This is a genomic window from Embleya sp. NPDC020886 (assembly GCF_044333915.1).
GTDB lineage: Bacteria > Actinomycetota > Actinomycetes > Streptomycetales > Streptomycetaceae > Embleya.
On sequence record NZ_JBIRRX010000003.1, the window covers coordinates 817,024 to 838,791 of the forward strand.

Genomic DNA, 21,768 nt, shown 5'->3' on the forward strand with positions numbered 1-21,768 from the left:
CCGGGCTCCACCGCGTCGACAGTGCTCACGGCCGACACAGTGACCACCAAACCCGACTCGGCTGATTTTCGTGTTCTTCCTTACGATCTGCGGAGACTTCCGCGCATTCAGGCGAGCCGTGTACGCATTCCTCGCGTGTACGGCCGTTGCCTTTGTCGTGTTGCCCCGTGATTCGACGGAATTCCGGTTCGACAAGGTCCGGTCGACCGGTCGCATCGGAGATCTTTCGCTCGGCGGAAACCAATCACCTGAGGGGTCTGAGAAGGGTTGTTCAGGGGGGCCGACTCGGTAGTCGCTTCTCTCGGGGGATGCGCGTCATGGTCGGGCCGTGTGCTGCGTACGGGACGGATCCGGGCGGTGGTTGCCCTGCTCCATCGGTGCACGACGAGCCATCCCCGCAGGCTCCCGGTCGGATCCTGTCGGTCCGCTTCACGACTGCCGAAGTCCTGTGCGTAGGGCGGGATTTGCCCTAGGGTTTACCGGAGCATCGTCACCCCTGCGCCGGGCGCGCCCCGCGCGTCGTGTGCCTCGGTCCATTCGATCGGTCGCGCCCCCGGGCAGGACGCCGGTCTCGCCGAATCGTGCTTGGCCGCGCGTGGTGCCCGAGCCCTCGGCCGGACACGTCACGGGAAAGAGGACGCCTGCGCCATGAGCAACTCCGACAGCTCCGCCGTTCGGGTCGGGGCCTCCGTCGCCGCCTCCCTCTGGGTCGCGGCCGTCGTGGGTGAACTCGTCTACGCTCTGATCCTGGCCCAGGACACGTCCGTTTGGGGCCTGTCGAACGTGTACTTCGGCGACGGCAGGACTGACATCTCGATATCCCTCGATGCGTCCGCAGTCCTGTTGTGGCTCGGTTCGACCATGCTGTTCACCGTCGTCACGGCCGTTGCCCGCGGCGGGGGTTCCGCCGGTGGGCACGGGGAGTTCTGAGGCACCGCCCGAGCATCGTCACCGGTGCTCGCCTCCCTCGGCCGATCCCGCCCCGGGACCCCCAAATGAGGCCGACCGCCCACCGCCTTACGGCCACAGACCCCACGCCCGCCGCATCCCGAGCGCGGTGCGGGCCTCGACGCGCTCCCGCACCCAAGCAGCCTGTCGTCGGCGAGCGTTGGCGAGCCACCCGACGACGGGGCGGGACGACGAACCGACCTGGTCCGATCGACGGTTCGACCCATCAGAGAGTCACGCTCCGGTCGGCGAGCAGGACGGCCGGCAGCGGTGCGTCCACTACCAGGGCCCGGGGAAGTGTCAGGCCGAAGTGCCGCTCCAGCACCCCCAGGATGGTTCGGTGCACCTCGCGGTTCGCTCGCTCCTTGTCCGGCAAGCCTTCCGCGCTCAGCAACTCCTTGAGTCTATCCGCGACTTCGGGGTCTCCAACGACCTGGCCGGTGCCCCAGGAGTCGTCCAGGTGCAGATTGAACGAGCACACCGTCCGGCCGTCCCGGTGGTAGTGGAAGGTCGGCGGCACCGGCTTGCCGTTCTCCTCCTCGTACTCCAACAGGAAGACCGAGGCCCCGTCCGCGGAGATCGCCGGACCGTCCCGGAACTCCCCGAACCAGCCCCCGTACGCCACCGCGAAGGTCCACCCGCCGCTCACCCCCAGCCGCAGCCCGATCCCGTCCCAGGCATCGCCGTACTCCGAGTCCAACGCCTCGACCAGTCCGCCCCCGGTGAGCTCCCCGACCGGTTCCACCGTCCGCTGCGACCACCGGGCCGAGGCCGCGATCCGCGCCGCCAGCGCCTCGACCCCGAGCCCTCGGGCCAGTGTCACGCTGTAGCCGCCGAAGGCGATGCTCTGCGGCTCCGCGAGCCAGGCGATTCCGTCCGTCATGCGCGTGATCCTGCAGCACGACACCGACACACCCCTGCCCCCGGGCCGCCGGACTGCATCACCGACCGGCCCAGGATTGCGGAGGTCGCCGGATCCGCCCGCGCGGCCGGAGCGTCGGGGGAGAGCGCGAGCGCCTCCTCGGCGACCCCGCGCGGCCGACACGACCAGCCAGGAAGCGTGTTCGGCCCGGAACCGCCCGGTCGGCGGCGTGGCGTCGCTACTCGGCGGGTGGTTGGCCGGTGGCGGTGACCGTCAGGGTGATGGGTCCGGTGTCGGGGATGGATTGGGGTGGCGAGGTGTCGACGAACAGGGGGTCGGAGAGTCCTTCGCGCAGTCCGGCGGCGAGGAGCAGCCCGTGGACGACGGCGTCGTGGGGGAGGTCGAGGCCGAACACGGTCTCGGCCATGCGGAGTGCGCACCCGCGCGTGGGGGGCGTCGTCGTCGGGTGGTTCGCCGTCCGGGCCGAGGAGTCCGGCGGTGATCATGTGGGGGAGGAGCCGGTCGGGGTCCGTTCCGATGCGGTCGTCGGGGGCGTCTTCCTCGAACCCGCACACGATCTCGCCGTTCACGGCGTGGAGAAGGTACGCGACCGGATTGATGTCCGCGTAGACGAGTATTGCCTCGGTGCCGGCGGAGACCGCGTCCAGGACACCGGGCCGGGACCCCCGATTTCCCGTGGTCTCCACGCCGTAGGCCCATCCGCGCGACGTGCCCGCCCGGATGGTCTCCACGCCGGTGTCGAAGTAGGTCTCGGTGGCGTCGACGAGCCCCATCGGCACGGCCGTGGCGGGGTCGCAGCCCAGGCGGATCAGCAACTCCAACGGCTCCAGGCCCCGGGCGAACGTCACAGAGCGGTCCGACTCGAACTCGCGGGCCTGGCGCAGCCACGCGATACCGTCCCAAGCGCTCATCCGCACACCGTAGGGGCGGCGTCCGACACCGCGTCGACCCGCCGGCTGGGACCCGGTGAACGGCGCCGGCTTCGTTGCCCTGCGTGCGGCCGGGCGCCGCGGCGAGCTTCGGGTCGCCTCTCGTCACAGGGGATCGGGTGCGCACAACCGGCAGTTCGGGCGGCGTCGAGGGCGGCGTGGGAGCTCGGGAAGGCCGGGAGGACGGGCTCCGCCGCCTGGGGCCGCGTGCCGGCCTTCGGACGCGTCATGTCCTTCAGGTCGTGGCCGGCCATCAGGAATCCGGCGTGCGTCTCGTCGGTGTCGTTCGGTGGTCCGCCGTGTCCGCGTGAACCGGACGCTCGTTCGTGTGATGTCGTTTGTGGCGCAGCAGCGCAATTTCCCGTTCGAAGGCCACGCACAGGTGACCGTCCGGACCCCAGCCGAAGGCTCTGCACACATCGGGGGTGAAAATCCGGTCCATGCACTCGCCGGTGGCCAGGTCCCAGACCCCTACGATCTCGTCGTCGGATCGCGTGACGGCGACGGGTTTCCCGTCGAGTGTCGTGCATGCGACCGCGTATATCGGGCCGGCGTGTTCGGTGGGGTGTTCGCCGAGTGGGGTGCCGGTGCTCAGGTCCCAGAGCACCACGATCCCGTCTTCGGCCCCGGTGACGGCGACCGGTCTTCCGTCGAGCACCGCGCACGCGACCGCTGTCACCATGTCGATGCGGTGGGTGAGGGGTTCGCCGAGCGGCGAAGAGGTGTTCATGTCCCAGACCCGCACGGTGCCGTCCGCGGCTCCTGTGATGGCGACGGGTTTCCCGTCGAGAGTTGCGCACACGACCGCGTACACCAGGCCGGTGTGTCCGATAAGGGCGGCGAGCGGGGTGCCGGTGCTCAGGTCCCAGATTCCCACGATGCCGTCCTCGTATCCGGCGACGGCGACGGGTATTTCGTCGAGCGTCGTGTACGCAACCGCGTACACCGCTTGGTCGTCTACAGCGAGCGGTTCGCCGAGCGGAGCGAAGGTGGCCAGGTCCCAGATCCGTACGGTGCCATCCTCGGCTCCGGTAACGGCGACGGGCTTCCCGTCGAGCACCGCGCACGCGACTGCGTGTACCGGGCCGGTGTGTCCGGTGAGGGGTTCGCAGAGTGGGGTGCCGGTGTCCATGTCCCAGACCCGTACGGTGCCGTCGTCGGTTCCGGTGACGGCGACGGGTTTTCCGTGGAGTGTTGTGCACGCGACGGCGGTCACCGTGTCGTCGTGTCCGGTGAGGGGTTCGGCGAGTGGGGTGCCGGTGCTCAGGTCCCAGACCCGTACGGTGCTGTCTGCGGCTCCGGTGACGGCGACGGGCTTCCCGTCGAGTGTTGTGCAGGCGACGGCGGTCACCGTGTCGTCGTGTCCGGTGAGGGGTTCGCCGAGTGGGGTGCCGGTGCTCAGGTCCCAGACCCGTACGGTGCCGTCTTCGGCTCCCGTGACGGCGACGGGCTTTCCGTCGAGCGTCGTGCAGGCGACGGCCATCACCGTGTCGTCGTGTCCGGTGAGGGGTTCGCCGCGTGGGGTGCCGGTGGCCAGGTCCCAGACCCGTACGGTCTCGTCCGCAGAGGCGCTGATGGCAATGGGTTTTCCGTCGAGCGTCGTGCACGCGACCTCGTACACCGAGTGGTCGTGTCCGGTGAGGGGTTTGCCGAGTGGGGTGCCGGTGTCCATGTCCCAGACCCGTACGGTGCCGTCGTCGGTTCCGGTGACGGCGACGGGTTTTCCGTGGAGTGTTGTGCAGGCGACGGCGGTCACCGTGTCGTCGTGTCCGGTGAGGGGTTCGCCGCGTGGGGTGCCGGTGGTCAAGTCCCAGATCCGTACGGTCTCGTCCGCAGAGGCGCTGATGGCAATGGGCTTTCCGTCGAGCGTCGTGCAGGCGACGGCCATCACCGCTTCGTCGTGTCCGGTGAGGGGTTCGCCGCGTGGGGTGCCGGTGCTCAGGTCCCAGACCCGTACGGTGCCGTCTTCGGCTCCGGTGACGGCGACGGGCTTTCCGTCGAGCGTCGTGCAGGCGACGGCCATCACCGCTTCGTCGTGTCCGGTGAGGGGTTCGCCGCGTGGGGTGCCGGTGCTCAGGTCCCAGATCCGCACGGTTTCGTCTTCGGCTCCCGTGACGGCGATCGGCTTTCCGTCGAGCATCGTGCACGCCACTGCGATCACCACACCGTCGTGTCCTCTCATGGTGTCGCGTAGTTCGAGGTTCGGAATTCCGCCGGTGACGGCGACGGCGGTCCAGACGCCGGGCTCGGTCATGTCGGTGAACGCGCGCACGAGCAGAGCGGCCGGGTGGCGGGCCGCGTCGGTGGTGAGAAGCCGGCGACGGGTGGCCGGGTCGGTGTAGCGGTGGGTGCCGATGGAGGCGCGGTACACGGCACGGGCCACCAACGCCTCGTGCGTGGCCGCACGCGGGAACGCCTCCGTGAGGGCGGAGGGATCGCCGTGGACGAGGTATTCGGTGTCGGTGAGGAGTTCGTCCAAGCGGTCCGCGGATTCGGCGTGAGCCAAGGCGTACCGCAGAAGATACGGCGGGGCCGTGTCCCAGGCGCGGGTGTTGCCGCCGTGGGTGGTGTGGGTGGCGAGGAGGTGGTCGAGGACGTCGCCGCGGGTCGGCGCGGTGGTGTCCGTCGTCGGCTGCCCGGTGAGGTGGTCGACGAGTGCCTGGTGGAAGAGGCGATAGAGCAGGGTTCCGTCGTGATCCGGGGTCGCGCGCAGGTAGAACAGAGCGTCGGGAAGGAGCGCTCGGGCGCGTTCGGCGTCGACATCGGCGAACAGCCCCGCCAGGGGCAGTGCCACCTCCAGGGGCATGCCCTCGCCTTGGGCGAGGGCAAGCGCCGACAGGACGGCGTGGATGGCCGGACCCTCCGGACGAAGGGCCAGATCGCGTTCGAGCACCTCGGGCAGCGTCCCGGGCGCCGAACGGCCGAGAGCGTCGGCCGCGTCGAGGTCCTCCGGCGCGCCGACTTGGGCCAGATGGCGGGTGAAGATCTCGGCCACCAGGAACGCCCCCCACTCCGTACCGCGCACCGATCGTGGCGAGAGGCGATCGGCGATCGCTCGGGCAAGGCGCTGCCGGACGGCGCGCATGCGCGGCGGGCCATAGGTACGAGTGTCGGCCAAGCGGGCGCCCAAATGGTCGGCCAGATCCTCGCGGACCTCGTCGGGGTCGGCGGCATCCAGGTCCATCAGACCGCCCGTCTCGGCGGCCCGGTCGAGCAGGGCGTCGAACATCGGCCACGGCCGGGTGCCCACCAGCAGCCGCACCGCGCGCGTACCGTCGGCCCGGGCGGCCTGCGCCAACCGGGCCAGGTCCGCGCACAACCCGGCGGGGTCGGACGCCTCGTCCAAGGCGTCCACGATCAACACCGGAACCTCTCCCGCCACAGGCAACAGACCGATGAACACCGTTGCGTCCACCAGCGCGTCGGGCCCGGGATCCACATGGAGTTGCCGGGCCGCGGACGCGAACACCTGCGCCGAAGTGCGTCCGCGCGCGTGCATCGCGGCCAACCGATCGTTGACCGAGGGACACCCCGCCGCGTCCCGGGCGTCCAACCGCTCGCGCACATGCCCGGCCACCGCGACCAGTTCGGGGTGCGCGGCACACGCCAGAGCCCCCAACAACGCCGACTTGCCGATCCCCGGATTCCCGGTCACCACCCGAAGGCCGCCCGTCGTGACGTCGTCCAACCACGGCGCGAGGACTCGCAATTGCGAACGCCGCCCGGTGAACCGGAGGCCGGCCTTGTCGGTGAAGTGCAACGCGTCCGAGGGGTCGAGAAACACCCGCAGCGCCGGCTCCACACCGCCCAGACGCACCGCCTTCGGGTCGTGGCCGGGATGGGGGAAGAACGGCAGATCCGGCTCCTCCTCCGCGAGCACCATCGCCGTGCTTTGCACCGTCTGCACCATCCCGGGCATGCGCTCCACCCGTTGCCGCACTCGGCGGGCCACCTTCGAGAACGGCACGTGCGTCCGTGCCGGATCGGTGTCCAACCCGGTGCGGGCGACCTCCTCGAAAACCTCGGCCAGGGCGATGCTGAACCGCCCGTCGTACGCATCCTCACCCCCACCCGACGCCGCGATCACCCACGCGTTCGCCGGTGTGTCCGACCCGTGCACCATGTGCGGCAACGACGCCGCCCGCCCCGCCCGGCACAGATCGAACAGAAACAACGTCGGCACGCCCAACGTCTGCGCGTCGTCCACCCACTGCGCGGCGTTCGTCCCCACCCCGACGCACCCGTCCGCCGGCACTACGTCCACTCGATGAGGATTCGCCGTCGCAACATCCCCGTGGGCGGCGACATACATCAGCCGGGCGGACCCCAGCGCCGTGCCGATCGCCGCCCGCAATGCGCCGGCACCGATGTCCTTGTGTACGTCGGTCGCATACCCCAGGCGGTTCAACGCCGCTACGACCGGCGGCACCACCTCGTCGACGAACGGCAGATCCGCCCACGCCCTCGCACCCACCGGCATCTCGCCGGCCCCGGCCGCCGCGAAACGCCCGATCCCCACGACCACCGCACGCATGGGCCCCACCCCTCGCCCTCGGCCCCGTCCCGAAGCATCAGAGTGGCAGGAATTACTCGACCAGACCCGCCGAACAGCGCAACGCACGCAGTCCCAAGCGGCGGCGTGCGCAAGCGGGTCGGGTGTCTCGTGAGCCATGGTGAAGTCCGGAGAAGGACGGCCTTCGAGCTGCGCTGTCTCGACGCGGGGTCGGCGCCGTGGTGCCCCGGCCCGTGGTGCGGCACCGGTTGAGAACGTTGGTCTGTGCCTGGTGATGTGGGGGTTCGGCGTGTGGTGTGGGGTGTGTGCGTGGCCGAGGGGCCGGTTGGCCTGTGGTGTTGCAGGGTTCGAGAAGGCCGCGCACCGCGCACCGCGCACCGCGCGCCGAGGACCGTGCCGTTGTGGATCGGGTGCGCGCGCTTGTTCCGATCCCGGCCCCTCCCGCGCCGGCAGCCGGGGTGTCGTTCTCGCCGACCCTCTCGTGTCGTTCCTTCGCGGTGGAGAGTGTCCTCCGCTGGTCCGTCACGTGAGTACTCAGTCATTCACACTTCTCCTGTCGACGCCGACCACCGAGACCGGAACCAGGGTCACGGGCGCCGGTCGCGCATGACGGACCGGCCGGCGAGGGCGGTGGCAGCGAAGACGAGGACGAAGGTGAAGGCGACGAGTGCGGTGTAGGTGACGGGGTCGATCGCGGGTGCGATGCGGTCGCCGTTGCTGAGGGCGTACGTCATGGCGAACAGGCCGGGCAGGGCGAAGGCGGTGCCGACGATGCACGCCGTGGTGGCCAGGACGGCGGCCTCCCAGCGCAGGATCGAGCGCCGTTGCTGCGGGGTGGCGCCGACGGCCGTCAGCAGCGCGAATTCCGAGCGGCGGGAGAGGGTCGCGGTGACGAGGGAGTTCGTGACCGCGATGGCGATGTAGCCGAAGAGGACCAGCAGGATGAGCAGACCGAACTTCTCGTCGCCGCTTGACGCATCGCCGCCGGCGGCGGCACCGCCGGAGCCGGAGACCTCGACTCCGGGGACGTCCGCGAGGCGGTCGCGGATGGCCTCCGCGACGCGTGCCGCCGATGCGGAGGCGGGGACTGCGACGGCCAGGCCGGACGGGAGCCCCGACGCGGTGGCCGGCTGCAGGTCGCCGAGGGGGAGAAGGACGTCGCCGAAGCCGAGTCCGCGTTCGTACAGCGCGCTCACGTGCCGCTTGAGCGCACGCCCGTTCGCCGGTACGACCGTGATCTCGTCTCCGACGTGGGCCCCCACTTGGGCGGCACCGAGGACACCGAGCGCCACATCGCCTTCCCGGAGCCGGACCGGGTCGCCGTCCTTGGGCTTGAGATCGGCGTAGTGTTCCACCCGGTCCCCGGCGATGCCGAGTGCGTTCAGGGTCTGGGGGCTGTTGCCGCTGCCGGCGGGCGGCTGCACGATGACGCGGGTGGTCACGATGGGAATGGCCGATGCGACCCCGGGTGCGCCGCGCACGAGTTCGGCCGTCCGGTCACTGACTCCGACCGTCGGCGAGGTGACCGTGATGTCGGTGCGCGTGCCCGCGTCCGCCTGTGCCGCCGAGACGGCACCGGCCGTCGCCGCGCCGGAGAGCTGGACCGCACCCAACGCGACGCCGAGGACGATCGGGGTCAACGCGCCGCCGACCCGGGCGGCCCGGTGGCGAATGCTCTCCAGCGCCGTGTACGCCGCGGCGTAGCGCCTCGCCGGCCGGCGCACGATCGCCGCTGCCGCGCGCACCACCTGCGGACTCAGCGGACCGATCGACAGGGCCATCACCAGTCCGGAGATGCCCGGGAGTCCACTGGCCGCATCGACGTTGGACGTGTACGTCGGGGCCAGCGCCATCACGATGCCCACCGCGACCGGAACCACTCCGACGACGATGCGCCGCGTCCGCCGCGATGCCGAGGTGCCTGCGTCGCGGTCTTCGAGCTGCGTCAGCGGGCTGCTGCGGATCACCCGGCGTACCGCGACGCGCGTGGCGATCTCGGCGGCGAGGAAACCGGTCAGCATCGCCACGATGAAAGGCAAGGGACCGAAGACCGGCTCAAGGGTCGCGGGCAGCACTCCCCAGGAGCGGATGACGCCGATCATGGCCGCGCCCACCAGCGGTCCGGCGACGCCGCCGAGGCCGCCGGCCGACGCGGCGACCATCCGGATCTCCGCGCGCAGCAGCCGCTTCACCTGCCGCGGCGTGGCACCGACGATGCGGAGCATGGCCAACTCGCGTGAACGTTCGCGGATTTGGAGCGACGTGAGGGCTATGACGGTGAACACCGCGACAATCAGCGCGACGGCACCGAGCGCACCGGCGATGGAGACGAGGTCCGCCGTCGCCCGGCCCTGGGAGACCGCCTCGACGGGCCCTCGGTCGCCGCGGTCCCACAGCCGCGCGCCGGCCGGAGCGGCGAGGCGGGCGAGTACGTCCGCATCGGAAGTCGCCTGCGGCCAGACGCCGATGACCGCCACGCCGGGGTCGGGGTTGCCGCGCGTCGCGATCTGCCCGTCGGTGAGATACACGTCCGGGACGTCGACTCCCGCGTCGTCGGCTGTGGTCGTGCCGACGAGCGTGTACTGCACGGGCCGGTCGCCGAAGCCGAGCGCGACCTTCTCCCCGGTCTCCAGGCCGTGGGCGCGCGCGACGTGGCCGGGCAGCACGATGTCGTCCGCGCCGACGGGCGCGCGTCCCGAGGCGAGTTCACGATTCCCGAGTGCGAACGCGGACCAGGGATGCGCATCGACCGTCTCGCCGTCACCGGCCCGGGCACCGAGGACCGCGGGCACGATGCGGTCGGCGACGACGCGGGACGCGGGCAGCGCCGCGGTGATCTCGCCGGCCAGCGAAGCGGGCAGCAGCGCCCGGCCCGGGACCGTCATGTCGACGTCGCCGTCGACAGGCACCGACTGGCGGGATGCGACCAACAGCGGCACATCGTCGTACTCGCCGGTGGAGACCCGGCCGCGGACGCCGGTCTCGAGAAGTACGCCGAACGCCCCCATGAGGACGGCCGAGAAGAACACCGTGATGGCGAGTGCGGCGACCTGGCCCCGGCGCGCACGCAGCGTCAGTCGGGCGAGCTTGTTCAGGACCGGCTCCCGAGCTCGGTGAGGGTCGCCGCGATCCGCGCCTCGGTGGCGCCGCGCAGTTCGCCGTGCCAACGGCCATCGCGCAGGAACAGCACGCGGTCCGCGACCGCCGCCGCCCGTGGGTCGTGCGTCACCAGCAACACCCGCTGACCGAGGTTGGTGACGATCGACCGGAGCAGGCCGAGCACGACGTCGCTCGACGCGGTGTCGAGCGCGCCGGTCGGTTCGTCGGCGACGATCAACTCCGGGTCCGTGACGAGCGCCCGCGCGAACGCGACGCGCTGCTGCTGGCCCCCGGACAACTGGGCCGGCCGGCGGTCGAGCGTGGCACCGACGCCGACCGTCTCGGCCAACTCCCGGACGCGGTGCCGGTCGATCGGTCGGCCGGCCAGCCGCAGCGGCAACGAGATGTTGTCGGCGACGGTGAGGGACGGGATCAGGTTGTACGCCTGGAACACCACCCCGACCCGCGAACGCCGCATCTCGGCCAGGCGGGTCTCGTCCAGGCCGGTGATGTCCGTGCCGCCGATGCGGATCGACCCCGTATCGGGCTTGTCCAGGCCCAACAGGCAGTTCAGCAAGGTGGTCTTGCCGGAGCCCGACGGTCCCATGATCGCGGTGAAACTCCGCGGTGCGACGGACATGTCGATGTTCGTCAGCGCCCGGAAGCGCGTGGCGCCGGCGCCGAAACTCTTGCTCAGGCCGTTGATGGCCACGGCGTGTTCGTCGTGGTTCCCGGGGTGTTCGCTCCTGTGCGTCTTCACGTTCACGACCGTAGATTCGCGGCCCGCGCGGCACAGTCCCCCGTGTGCCCGGCCCGTGGTGGCACGGGCGACCGCTCTGATGGTGGTGCCGGCTATACCTCCACCGCGGGCCCGCCGCCCGAGGTGCGTCGCCGGGGGCCGGCCCGAGGACTGGAAGTAGGCTCGCCGGGTGAGTTCCACGAGAGGTGTCGGCGCCGGTCGACGGCTGCGAAATGCCAGGCCGGTCCGGCAGTCGGCGCGTTCGCTCCGCTACCTGACGGGCGGTGCCGTCTCCGGGCTGTACGGACTGGTGGTCCTCGCGGTCGTCATGGTCGTGGCCGCGCTGTCCGTGGTCGGCGTCGGACTCCTGCTCACCGGTGCCGCTTCCGGGCTGGTGCGGCACTGGAGCGACCGTGAACGGGGGAGGGTCGGACCGGCGTTGGGACGGCGCATCGCGTCTCCCCACCTGCGGCCCGCGGCCGGCGCGGATGTCGTCCGCCGACGCATCGACGACAACATGCCGATCCGTGACCTGGGCGCCGTCCTCCAGCGGATCGTGATCGGGATCCCGCTCGGTGCCGTCGCCGTCCTGCTGCCGGTGCTGTCCCTGCAGGCGCTGGCCCTGCCGGCGTACTGGTGGGCGATGCCGGACGGCCGCCCCGCCGAGCAGTTCTTCGAGGTCACGACGTGGTGGCTCGCCCTGGTGTCCGGCCTGATCGGGCTCGCCGGACTGGCCGCGTGGGCGGTCGCCGTGCCCGCCGTGGGATCCGCCGACGCGAAGCTCCTCGAACGGCTGCTCGCGCCGTCCCGCGAGCAAGAACTCCGGCTGCGGGCGCAGATGGAGGAGCGGCGCCGGCGCTCGGCCGTCGACGTGCACACCGCCGAACTGCGCCGGATCGAACGGGATCTGCACGACGCGGCGCAGAACCGGCTGGTCGCCGTCTCGATGTTCATCGGCACCGCACAACGGCAACTGAGCACCGGAACCGGCGACGTTGCGACGGCCCTGGCCAAAGCACAGGACGCCAGCCGCGACGCGCTGGCCGAGATGCGCCGCATCATCCGGGGCGTCTACCCGCCGGTGCTCGCCGAGGAAGGCCTGGTGCCGGCCTTGGGGCTGTTGGCCGACCGCATGCAGATCCCCACCCGGCTGCGGGTCGACGCACCCGCACCGACACCGGCGTCCGTCGACGCGGCGCTGTACTTCTCGGTCGCCGAGGCCCTGACCAACGTGTCCAAGCACAGCAACGGGACCGAATGCGACATACACCTGACCTGGAAGGAGGCCGACGGCGAGATGCGCGTCATCACCACCGTGACCGACAACGGACAAGGCGGCGCCCGATCGACGACGGGCAGCGGCCTGACCGGCATCACGAGCCGGATCGAGGCGCTCGGCGGCACGGCCACCGTCGCCAGCCCGCCGGGCGGACCGACGTCGGTGCGGATGGAGTTGCCATGCGAGTCGTGATCGCCGAGGACGACACGCTGCTGCGCGAAGGTCTTGCGGCGCTGTTGTCCGCCGAGGGGATCGACGTGGTCGCCGCGCGCCCTGATGCCGAGCGCCTGTACGAGACCATCGAGGAGTTCGACGCCGGACTGGCCATCGTCGACGTACGGATGCCCCCGACGTTCACCAACGAGGGCCTGCGCGCCGCAATGCAGGTCCGCGCGTCGCGTCCCGGCTTCCCCATGCTGGTGCTGTCCGCCCACGTGGAGACCAAATACGCCGGCGACCTGCTCGCCGACGGAGCCGGAGCGGTCGGCTACCTGCTCAAGGAACGCGTAGGCGCCGTCGACGACTTCCTGCGCACCATGGACCGCGTGGTCAGGGGCGAGACGGTCCTCGACCCCGAGGTGGTGACCACCCTGATGCGCCGCAGCGGCACCCGCAGCCCGCTCGCCACCCTCACCGCCCGCGAGCGCGACGTCCTGCAACTGATGGCCCAAGGCCACCGCAACGGCGACATCGCGGCCGAACTCCACGTCACCGAGGCCGCGATCCACAAACACATCCGCAACATCTTCACCAAGCTCGGCCTGCTCGCCGACGACGCCGGACACCGGCGCGTACTCGCGGTCCTCACCTACCTCCGCGAGCAGTGACGCCCCCGAAGCCCCGACACCCGCGAAACCAATCGGCCCCGCTCCCGCGAGAGAGCGGTGCCGACGCCTTTGCCCGCCCGGGCCGGAGGATGTCACGGCGCCGCCACCCTCCTGGACCCGGCCCTCGCATCGGCACGGCTGCTCTCGACCCAGGTGGGTCTGCATCCCTACACCGTGGACCACCCGTACCTGAGCGGGACTGTTCGGCGGTCGGGAGTCAGTGTTGCTCGTCGAAGTGGGTGCGTATGGCCGCCAAGAGGCTCTGCAGGTCCTGTCGGGCCAGGGGATGGCCGCGGAAGTCGCGCAGGACGGTGTCCAGTTCCTCGTACGAGCGGAACATGAGGAGAATCTGCTGCAGTTCGGCCGCTGCGGAGACCATCACCGTGCCGCAGCCGAACGGGTGTTCCGTGGAGGCCGCCTCCTTTGCCGCCTCCTCGACGTCGGGATACGGATCCGAGGCGGAGATTCGGACGAACCTGTGAAGGATCTGGAATGCCTGGGGGAAACGGATCCGGGCCTCCGGGAGACTCATCGGCAGTTGCCGGAATCCGGGAGACGACTCGTAGTCCTTGGTCCGCAGGTACTCGGCCAGGTAGCGCAGGAACTCCGCGGGCGGCCGATCACCCGCGGCCCGGGCCAGCCGCACGTCGAACTCGGCGGGGCGCGGCGAGGATCCGGGCGAGTCCATCTCGTCGGCGAGGACGTCCAGGAGCGCGGAGACGACGCCCAGGGGCATGGTCGACCAGGCCACCGGGGAGTCGCGCACGACGCGGCAGAACCGCTCCAGTTCGTCCTCCAGGGATTCCCCCGCGGACGCCCACTGGACCAGGAGGTGGATCGAGCCGTCGATGTACAGGAGATCGTGGTTGGAGGTCATGGCGCCACAGCCAAGTACCCGCACCCGAGAACCGCAAGTGGGGTCGAACCCGCCCGGGTTGCGCATCGGCAGTCGATCCGCACAACGGCCGAGGACAAGCACGATGCGCTGTTGCCGACACCGGTCGAGTTCGCGCGGGTCGGGTTCGCGTCGGTCAGGTGGAGGCCGGAGAGGAGTGCCGGGGTGGTCGATGTGGTCTGGACGTCGGTTGCGTTGTCCCGTGGCGTGGCGGACGGCGCGTCGGTTGCGGTGTACGCGAGCGTCGTCGACCCCAGTGCGAGCTTCTCGGCGGTGTCGGTCCCGACGCGTGGGGTGAACCAGAGCAACCGCCGGCGGTCGTCCTCGCTGAAGATGCTGAGGCAGTCGAGGTCGAGCAGGCCGACGGTGGGGTGGAGTATCCGCTTGCGCTCGTCTCTGCGCACCTCCACGTCCTGGTCGGCCCAAAGCGCCTGGAACTCCGGGAACTGCTGCAGCAGTTCGTCCACCAGCTTGGTCGCCTCGGCGTCGCCCGGGCTGCGTCGCCCGACTGCCGCGCGCAGGTCGGCAACGAACGACCGTGACTGCGGGCCGAGGTCTTCCTGCGGGTAGATCTGCCGCGAGGCCGGGTCGGTGAACCATCGGTAGATGAAGCTCGCCGCGCGGCCGCGGTGCGCGGACAGGTCGCCGAGCATCGCGATGGCGAGCGGGTTCTGGACCAGAACGGTGTGCAGGTCGGTGCTCACCATCGCCGGGGTCCCGTCGATTCGTGTCAGCAGGTCGAGCAGTGCGGAGTGGACGTGTGACGTCGCCCCGCCCTGGTGCGGGATCGAGCGGTTCGCCAACCGGTACAGATGGTCGCGCTCGTCGCGACTGAGGCGCAGGGCGCGGGCGAGCGCGGCGAGCATCCGGTCGGAGGGCTGCGAGCCGGCACCGCGTTCGAGCTCGATGTAGTACTCCACCGAGGCGCCGGCCGGAACGGCGACTTCGTCGCGGCGCAGACCGGGGACGCGGCGCCGCGGGCCGGGCGCGAGCCCGACTTCCTCGAGGCGGATCCTCGGCGGGATCCGCCCACGGTCGGGCCGTCCGGTGCGGATCCGGACGTACCGGACGTCACCGTGGCCGCTCGGCGCCCTGTGTCGAAGACACCACGTCGTCGGTTCACCCGGCGGTCGTCGTGGGCTCGGGCACCGAGCGCGAGGTCACGCACCATACCGACGCGGACGTCCGAACCACCCGGACGGCTGATCTTCGTCCTGGGTCCGCGCGACCGGCGGTGGGCGTAAGGGGAACCGGAGAGGTATCCGAGTCCTCCCACGTGAGAACGATGCCCCTCGAGACCCCGTTTCCTACGCTCGTCGAACGAGGGAGTGACGCGCCCGCACCCGGGGCGCGATGTCGCCGGGACGCGTCGCGTATGGACGCCGTGTTCCCGGGGCGACGGCAAGAGGGTCGTCGGCGTCTTCAGGCGCGCACGGTCCGGTCGCTTCCCCGCCTGCGCGACCGACATCGATCGAGAGGCAGATTCGTGACCCACCCTCCCCGGATCCCTTCCTCGGCGGAAGCCGCCGACGGCACTCGAAGCACATCCACCCGGCGCACCGTGCTGCGCGGTTCGCTGGCCGCCGCCGCGGTGGCGGGCACGGTCGGAACGGCGAGCCTCGGCACCGCGCCGGCCGCGCACGCGAGCGACGCACCACCGGCCGAGGCGGACCGTACGGGCGACACGTCCACGGCCCGGCACTGGCGCTCCAGGCTTGCCACGCTGGCCGCCCGACACGAGGTCCCCGGCGCCTCGTTGGGCATTCTGGCCGGCGACCGGGTCGTCAAGGTCGCCGCCGGTCTGGCCAACGCCGACGACCGTATCGAGGCAACGCCCGACACGCTCTGGCAGATCGGCTCCATCACCAAGGTCTGGACCGCCACACTCGCCATGCGCCTGGTGGACGAGGGCGCCATCGACCTCGACACTCCGGTCGTACGCCATATGCCCGAGCTGCGACTGCCCGACCCCGACCGGACCCGGCGCCTGACGCTGCGTCACCTGCTCGCCCACACCAGCGGGATCGACGGCGACGTGCTCCCCGACACCGGACGCGGCGACGACTGCCTGGAGCGGTTCACCGCCCTGCTCAAGGACGTTCCGGCGGTCCACCCGCTGGGCCGCGGGTACTCGTACTGCAACGTCGGCCTGATCCTCACCGGCCGGCTGATCGAACGCCGCACCGGCACGACCTGGGACACCGCGCTGCGCGAACGCGTGATCAAGCCGCTGGGCCTGACCCGCAGCCACACGCTGCCGGAGGACGTGCTCGCGCATCGCGCCGCCGCCGGTCACACCTCGGGACCGGACGGGCGGCCGCGCGTCGACCCCACGTGGGTTCCCCGCTCGTCGGGCCCGGCCGGCATCGTGTGCTCCAGCGTCGGCGACGTGCTCGCCTTCGTCCGCCTGCACCTGAACGACGGCCTCGGGCCCGACGGCACCCGGCTGCTGTCGGCGCGCGCCGCCGAGGAGATGCGTTCGTTCCAGACGGCCACGCCCAACACCCCGGACAACGGCGAAACCCGCGGCCTGGGGTGGGCCCGTTGGGACTGGGACGGTCGGGCGGTGTACGGCCACGACGGCAGGACCCAGGGTCAGTCCTCCTACCTTCGTGTACTGCCCGATGCCCGTCTCGCGGTCGTTCTGCTCACCAACGGAGGCGACGCCCAGGCGCTCTACCACGACCTGTACCGGGAGATCTTCACCGACTTCGCCGGCGTCGCGCCCCGCCCGCCGCACAGCCCCGACGGCACCAGGCCGCCGCACGACGCGGGGGGCTACCTGGGCCGATACCAACGTGTAGGGGTGCTCGAAGAGATCCTTGAACGCGGCGGCGCGCTGTTCCTGCGCCGGACCTTCACGGGAGGCACTCCCAGCGAGTACGAACTCCTGCCCGCCGGCCGGGACCTGTACGTCCACCGCTTGCCCGGCGTTCGCGACTGGGAGCCGCTCAAGTGCTTCACTCTGGACGGCACGCGCTACGTGTGCCAGAGCGACCGGGTGCTGCCACAGATCCCCTGACACCGCGCATTCCGGATTCCGGACGACCGCTCGGGGCACGACACCGGTGGTGGTCGCGCCCGGCCGTCACCTCACCCACTCGCTCCACCCGATGGCAAGCCCTCCGCGAAAGCCCGAGGCCCTGGCGCGCCGCTCCACAAGCACCCGGCACCCCGGATGTTGCGGAAACACCCGACGGAGGGATCCGTTGCCGAGACAATCGCAAAAGTCGGCGACCTGCCGCACCGCCGCCGGGGTGGTGTTCCGGTACCGACGACGGACTGCCTCGGGGGAGCGCGTGAGCGGAATCGAAGCTGCCATCGCCGGACGAGTCGCGGGTCGCGCGGCCCAGCCGCTCATCGAGCGGGTGCGCCGCGACCTGGCGCGAAGAGGGCGGGCCCGAGGGAGCCTTGCGATCGCCTTGGACGCGGTCACCGACCCGAGTCGATCGGGCTTCTCCACCGTCGGCCTTCTCGACCACCTGCCCCGCGGTGTCACCAACCGCCAGATCATGAACTGCGTCGACACTCCGACCTTCGGTGCCTTCGCCCAGCAGTTGATGGCGGTGGAGGTGCTCGGCGGCAACACCGCCGCGGTCGACCGGGTGCGCTCCGGCCTGCGCGCACTCCTGCGCAGCACCGTAGCCACCTCGCAGGAGGTGGAACTGGACGCATACACGGCCCTGTTGTTCGACCGGCTCCGCTTCCGATGCGCCGAGCTGGTCGACCGCCTGAGGCGCGCCCTTCGCGATGAAACGGACGCCGTCAACTGGGCCCACGCCACTCTCGCCCAGGCAACGGTCGACTCCATCGAGCAGTACGTGGCCGTACTCGCGGGTCGCCGCGGTTCTGCGCCCGGCGAGCGCGAGGAGTGGCTGAGCCGGTACCGCAGCGCGCTGAGACTGCACGAGCACATCCCCATGCCGGACTTCGGCAACCGCAGGCGCGTGCACTACAGCGAAATCTTCGTCGAACCTCGTCTCAGTCCGTACCGCTCCCACGATCCCGAAGACGTACTGCGCTTCAAAGACTTCATCGAAGTCGTCGACCGCACCGTCATCCTCGGCGACCCCGGCGCGGGAAAGTCCACGACCAGCTCCGTCGGCGCTCTCCTCGCGACCGAGGACACCGAGTCCGTCCCCTTGTTCGTGGTCATGCGAGAGATCGATCCCACCCCGGTGGGCTTCTCGCTCATCGATGTCATCCGGCAACAACTGGCACACAGGTACCAAGTGGAGAGCCCGCACGGATTGATCGAGGAGCTCCTCCTCGACGGCTCCGCGCTCCTCGTGTTCGACGGCCTCGACGAGGTTGCCTCCGCAAGTTCGCGCAGACGTGCGTCCGAGATCATCGAGACGGCGAGCCGTCTGTACCCGCTGTCGCGGATCCTTGCCACGTCGCGGATCGTCGGCTATCGGGCCGCCGGTCTGGACCCCACGACGTTCACCGAGTATCGCCTGCGGCCCTTCGACGACGGCGAGATCCGCGACGACGGCGAGGTGCGCCAGTACGTCGACAAGTGGTTCCGGGTCGGCGCCTGCCTGCCCACCACTCACGGGAGCGCGACCGACGTCTTCCTGCGGGAGAGCTCGACGATCCCCGACCTGCGCTGCAACCCCCTGCTCCTGGCCTACATCTGCGTCTTGTACCGGGGCCACCGCTTCATTCCACGAAGCCGGGCACAGCTCTACAAGAAGTGCGCGGAACTCCTGTTGGCCGACTGGGACAACTTCCAGGGCCTACCCGTCGTACGGGACACCGATCTCGATACCGTCAGACACACGCTCGCCACACTGGCATACCGCTCGATCACCGATCGCCGATGGCTGGGCGGCATGGTCGAGGACGAGGTTCGCGATATCGCCGCGCGGGCCCTGGCGGCCGAATCCGTGCCCACACACGCGGAGGCGCGAAAGGTCGCGGGCGAACTCGTCGAGCTGTGCCGCGGACGGGCATGGATCTTCACCGAACTCGGGACTGCTCCCGACGGCCACGGCATCTTCGGTTTCACCCACCAGAGTCTCCAGGAATACTTCGCCGCACTGCATCTGGTTCGCAACAGCGGAACCGCCGAACTCCTTGCCGACCGGCTGCTGCCCGAGGTCGGCGGCGGACGCTGGGAAGTCCTCGCACAGATCTGTATGAACCTGGCCGACGAGAAGTGGCGCGGAGGCAGTTCCGACGTCGTCATCAGACTCCTGGAACGCGGGGACTCCATGTCGGCGGCGGAACGACGCACCCTCGTCGAGTTCCTGACGAAATCCCAGGACGCGCTCCGGATGAGCGTGCACGCCATGCGACTGCTGGTCGACGGAGCGATGCACAGCTTCCTCGAGACGTCGTCCGACGACCTGCGACATTTGATGGACCCCTCGACGTCCCACCACGAGGCTGCCTGGTCCGCCCTCGCCGAATGTCTCGGAAGCAAGATTCGGTCGGCGGCCGGAGGACAAGAACCGCACGGACCGGATTACCCCGACGCCTCGCTCACCCTCGGGGCATGTGGGCTCGCCGTCCACGTCACCGACCTGGTCGCGCCCGGAGCCGCACTGCCGGGAACACCGGTGGACAGCACCTGGCGCCACCTCGACGCTCTTCCGGAACTCGGCCGGGCCTGCCTCTCCGTTCTGCACCAGTCGTCGACCAGTTGGGTCCTGAGCCTGTACTCCGGAACAACCGGTCTGGAGGAACTCGCAGGCATCCCGGGAACATCCGCGATACGAACCGCCCCGATCTCGCCCAGGACGGTGCTGACACAGCTGCTGGACATCCCGGAGGCGACCAAAGGCATCGGACCCCTGTCCCCCGCCTTGTGGATCGTGGGCACCCTGGGCGCCGAGCACCCCCATCCCACTCGTGCTCGACGGGCCCGGGAAATCCTCGCCGCATTGTCGAACCTCGTGACGGAGCCCTCCGAGAGCCTCACCGATCTTCAGGCGCCGCGTGTGGACAACGCGTTGATGGAAACCTGGACCCGCACTCTCGAACAATGCGATCGCGCGCTGCGGCGGGTCTGGGGCCACAATCCCGCGACGGTCACAGGCCTGCTCTACCTGTACATGGGTCTCACAGAACTCCTCCTCGACGTCGCCCAGGTTCGGATCGGCTACAGCGGTGCGCTGGGAGAGATCGCCGGTGCAAGGGAAAACTCGGACCCCGGACGACTGGCACCGCTGTTGCCCAGAGTGACCGTCCCTGCCGCGGACTTCGCCCGACGTTGGTGTCGCGACACCGATATCTGGTGCCCCACTCCCACCGGCGTCTCCTGAACGCCGCCGCCCCCGCGGCTCACCTGCGAGGCACGTGGCCGTTCGTCGGTACGGCGCCGGTTGCGGTACCCGAGGGAACGAGGGCGCTCGAACAGGTGCAGGACCATCGGCGCGTGCCGGGACCCGCGGGTGGGGAACGGGGTTCGACCGGTGAGGAGTTCGAACAGGACACAGCCGAGGGAGTACAGGTCGGCACGGGCGTCGGGCGGGTCGCCGCGCCACTGCTCGGGGGACATGTAGGGCGGCGAGTTGGGTTGGTGTGGCGCACCGCTGCGCGGTGGCTGCGCGGGCGCGTACACGATCCCGGCCATCCCGGTGAGGTGGGCCAGGTGTTGGCCGGTGTTGAAATTGTCTGTGAAGGCGGCCTTCACGGTGCCGACGGACTCCGATGACGACGCCCCGCCGGTGGGTGTTCCGGCGGGGCGGCCGCCGTCAGGGTGTTTCGTCGGTGAGGCGCCGGTGGCTCACCGGTTCGGCGGGTCGACGACGCCGAGGGCCACGAAGGTGGTGTGGCGGACGGGTGAATGGTGTGTCCCCGTCGAGGTGGCTTCCGTGATCGGGTGGGCGTACCTGTGAGGATCGACCCGCCGGGAGGAGGCCGAAGCCATGACGAGCGATGCCGGGCACGGACAGGCACCGGCCCCGGATGACCTGCGGACGATCGCCAAGGGCTGGCAGGGCATCCAACTGGCCGTCCTGGGCTTCGTCGGCCTGTGCGGGGTACTCAAGGACAGCGGCCCGGCGGGGGTTCCACGGGCCATCCAGGTAGTGGCCGGGCTGCTGGCGCTGAGCGCCCTGGTCGTCGCCTGCTGCGCGGTCTTCCTCGTCGGCCTCGCTGCCTGGCCGCTGTACCGGACCGTGGCCCGCCCGGCTGCCTCCCCGCGAGCGAGCCGTGCCCTGCGTACCGGAATCGCCCTGACCTTCACGGCCGTCGCGCTGCTCGCCCTGTCGACGGCCACTTCCTGGTGGCCCGTGAAAGCGGACAAGGCTGATGGCACCGGCAATACGGGCGGCGCGGCGCGGAGTTTCGTCCGCGTAAGCACCGAGGCCGGCACTGTCTGCGGGCCTCTGAGCGAGAGCGACTACGGGTTTTTGACCCTCGAGGCGAACGGCCGCACCGTCACCATGGCGCTCAGTGAGGTCTCGGCCCTGCAGCCCGCGTCTTCCTGTGGTTGACCGGGGAACAGGAACCGGTCCCCACTCACCGACCGACTCGCTCACGGATGCGCGGGCGGCGGCCGCGTCGAGGAAGTTCCCGCCGGTGGCGAACGCGGAGGCGGGCCTGCGGGGCGAGCCGACCTGCGTGGCCGTGGGGTCCGGGCTCTCCTTCTTCGGCGCCATCGCCGGCTTCACCACTTCGGGCAGAGCGCGCGCGGCTGGCACCGGC

General features: G+C 70.6%; 14 protein-coding genes and 2 pseudogenes. 7 read left to right on the top strand and 9 right to left on the bottom strand.

Features of this window, described 5'->3' with window-relative positions; translation table 11 throughout:
- Nucleotides 1-70: 70 nt before the first annotated feature.
- Together ACH4U8_RS14365 and ACH4U8_RS14370 are read left to right on the top strand one after the other, a co-directional pair.
- The gene (locus ACH4U8_RS14365; protein WP_395778014.1) at nucleotides 71-292 is read left to right on the top strand and encodes a glycosyltransferase 87 family protein; all 222 of its coding nucleotides are present in this window, start codon (nucleotides 71-73) and stop codon (nucleotides 290-292) included.
- Nucleotides 293-648: 356 nt separating this feature from the next.
- Nucleotides 649-930, top strand: coding sequence for a hypothetical protein (locus tag ACH4U8_RS14370; RefSeq protein WP_360313898.1), 282 nt, complete (start codon nucleotides 649-651; stop codon nucleotides 928-930).
- A gap of 244 nt (nucleotides 931-1,174) precedes the next feature.
- On the opposite strand, the gene ACH4U8_RS14375 is transcribed toward ACH4U8_RS14370, so the two are convergent.
- From ACH4U8_RS14375 to ACH4U8_RS14400, 6 genes and pseudogenes are all read right to left on the bottom strand, one after another.
- Nucleotides 1,175-1,831, bottom strand: coding sequence for a DUF6461 domain-containing protein (locus ACH4U8_RS14375; RefSeq protein ID WP_395778016.1), 657 nt, complete (start codon nucleotides 1,829-1,831; stop codon nucleotides 1,175-1,177).
- A gap of 217 nt (nucleotides 1,832-2,048) precedes the next feature.
- On the bottom strand, nucleotides 2,049-2,237 hold the full coding sequence (locus ACH4U8_RS14380) for a hypothetical protein (RefSeq protein ID WP_395778216.1): 189 nt from the start codon (nucleotides 2,235-2,237) through the stop codon (nucleotides 2,049-2,051).
- Nucleotides 2,238-2,292: 55 nt separating this feature from the next.
- Nucleotides 2,293-2,742, bottom strand: a pseudogene (locus tag ACH4U8_RS14385) (DUF6461 domain-containing protein); the annotation flags it as partial.
- Nucleotides 2,743-3,013: 271 nt separating this feature from the next.
- Nucleotides 3,014-7,294, bottom strand: a complete 4,281-nt coding sequence (locus ACH4U8_RS14390; protein ID WP_395778018.1) for a hypothetical protein — start codon at nucleotides 7,292-7,294, stop codon at nucleotides 3,014-3,016.
- 566 nt (nucleotides 7,295-7,860) lie between these two features.
- Nucleotides 7,861-10,440, bottom strand: a complete 2,580-nt coding sequence (locus ACH4U8_RS14395) for an ABC transporter permease (protein ID WP_395778020.1) — start codon at nucleotides 10,438-10,440, stop codon at nucleotides 7,861-7,863.
- Nucleotides 10,365-11,132 carry an ABC transporter ATP-binding protein gene (locus ACH4U8_RS14400; RefSeq protein WP_395778022.1) on the bottom strand — a complete coding sequence of 256 codons (768 nt, stop codon included), beginning with the start codon at nucleotides 11,130-11,132 and terminating at the stop codon, nucleotides 10,365-10,367. The genes ACH4U8_RS14395 and ACH4U8_RS14400 overlap by 76 nt, the downstream gene beginning before the upstream one ends.
- Nucleotides 11,133-11,301: 169 nt before the next feature.
- Here ACH4U8_RS14400 and ACH4U8_RS14405 point away from each other — a divergent pair, with 169 nt between their 5' ends.
- Nucleotides 11,302-12,582, top strand: a complete 1,281-nt coding sequence (locus ACH4U8_RS14405) for a sensor histidine kinase (RefSeq protein ID WP_395778023.1) — start codon at nucleotides 11,302-11,304, stop codon at nucleotides 12,580-12,582.
- Nucleotides 12,570-13,217: a response regulator transcription factor gene (locus ACH4U8_RS14410; protein WP_360313912.1), complete on the top strand. Its 648-nt coding sequence runs from the start codon at nucleotides 12,570-12,572 to the stop codon at nucleotides 13,215-13,217. The genes ACH4U8_RS14405 and ACH4U8_RS14410 overlap by 13 nt, the downstream gene beginning before the upstream one ends.
- Before the next feature lie 217 nt (nucleotides 13,218-13,434).
- Here the strand turns inward: ACH4U8_RS14410 and ACH4U8_RS14415 are convergent, their stop codons facing one another.
- Both ACH4U8_RS14415 and ACH4U8_RS14420 read right to left on the bottom strand, forming a co-directional pair.
- Complete coding sequence (locus ACH4U8_RS14415) at nucleotides 13,435-14,094, bottom strand: hypothetical protein (RefSeq protein WP_395778025.1); 660 nt, start codon at nucleotides 14,092-14,094, stop codon at nucleotides 13,435-13,437.
- Entirely contained in the window at nucleotides 14,091-15,167 is a 1,077-nt protein-coding gene (locus ACH4U8_RS14420; protein ID WP_395778209.1) for a helix-turn-helix domain-containing protein, read from the bottom strand. Before ACH4U8_RS14420 ends, ACH4U8_RS14415 begins: the two co-directional genes overlap by 4 nt.
- A gap of 431 nt (nucleotides 15,168-15,598) precedes the next feature.
- On the opposite strand from ACH4U8_RS14420, the gene ACH4U8_RS14425 reads away from it, so the two are divergent.
- A complete protein-coding gene (locus ACH4U8_RS14425) occupies nucleotides 15,599-17,134 on the top strand; it encodes a serine hydrolase domain-containing protein (RefSeq protein ID WP_395778027.1) in 1,536 nt (511 codons plus the stop codon).
- Nucleotides 17,135-17,411: 277 nt separating this feature from the next.
- Complete coding sequence (locus tag ACH4U8_RS14430; protein WP_395778029.1) at nucleotides 17,412-20,381, top strand: NACHT domain-containing protein; 2,970 nt, start codon at nucleotides 17,412-17,414, stop codon at nucleotides 20,379-20,381.
- A gap of 122 nt (nucleotides 20,382-20,503) precedes the next feature.
- On the opposite strand, the pseudogene ACH4U8_RS14435 reads toward ACH4U8_RS14430, so the two are convergent.
- Nucleotides 20,504-20,692: pseudogene (locus ACH4U8_RS14435) on the bottom strand (hypothetical protein); the annotation flags it as partial.
- A 295-nt stretch (nucleotides 20,693-20,987) separates the two neighbouring features.
- Between ACH4U8_RS14435 and ACH4U8_RS14440 the strand changes: the two are divergent.
- Nucleotides 20,988-21,557: a hypothetical protein gene (locus ACH4U8_RS14440; RefSeq protein ID WP_360313922.1), complete on the top strand. Its 570-nt coding sequence runs from the start codon at nucleotides 20,988-20,990 to the stop codon at nucleotides 21,555-21,557.
- The last annotated feature ends 211 nt before the right edge of the window (nucleotides 21,558-21,768 follow it).

What these genes read in the sequence shown, in the direction of transcription:
- ACH4U8_RS14375 (WP_395778016.1), bottom strand. Translation starts at nt 1,831, where the DNA reads ATGACGGACGGAATCGCCTGGCTCGCGGAGCCGCAGAGCATCGCCTTC.
- ACH4U8_RS14370 (WP_360313898.1), top strand. Translation starts at nt 649, where the DNA reads ATGAGCAACTCCGACAGCTCCGCCGTTCGGGTCGGGGCCTCCGTCGCC.
- ACH4U8_RS14440 (WP_360313922.1), top strand. Translation starts at nt 20,988, where the DNA reads ATGACGAGCGATGCCGGGCACGGACAGGCACCGGCCCCGGATGACCTG.
- ACH4U8_RS14390 (WP_395778018.1), bottom strand. Translation starts at nt 7,294, where the DNA reads ATGCGTGCGGTGGTCGTGGGGATCGGGCGTTTCGCGGCGGCCGGGGCC.
- ACH4U8_RS14415 (WP_395778025.1), bottom strand. Translation starts at nt 14,094, where the DNA reads ATGACCTCCAACCACGATCTCCTGTACATCGACGGCTCGATCCACCTC.
- ACH4U8_RS14380 (WP_395778216.1), bottom strand. Translation starts at nt 2,237, where the DNA reads ATGGCCGAGACCGTGTTCGGCCTCGACCTCCCCCACGACGCCGTCGTC.
- ACH4U8_RS14410 (WP_360313912.1), top strand. Translation starts at nt 12,570, where the DNA reads ATGCGAGTCGTGATCGCCGAGGACGACACGCTGCTGCGCGAAGGTCTT.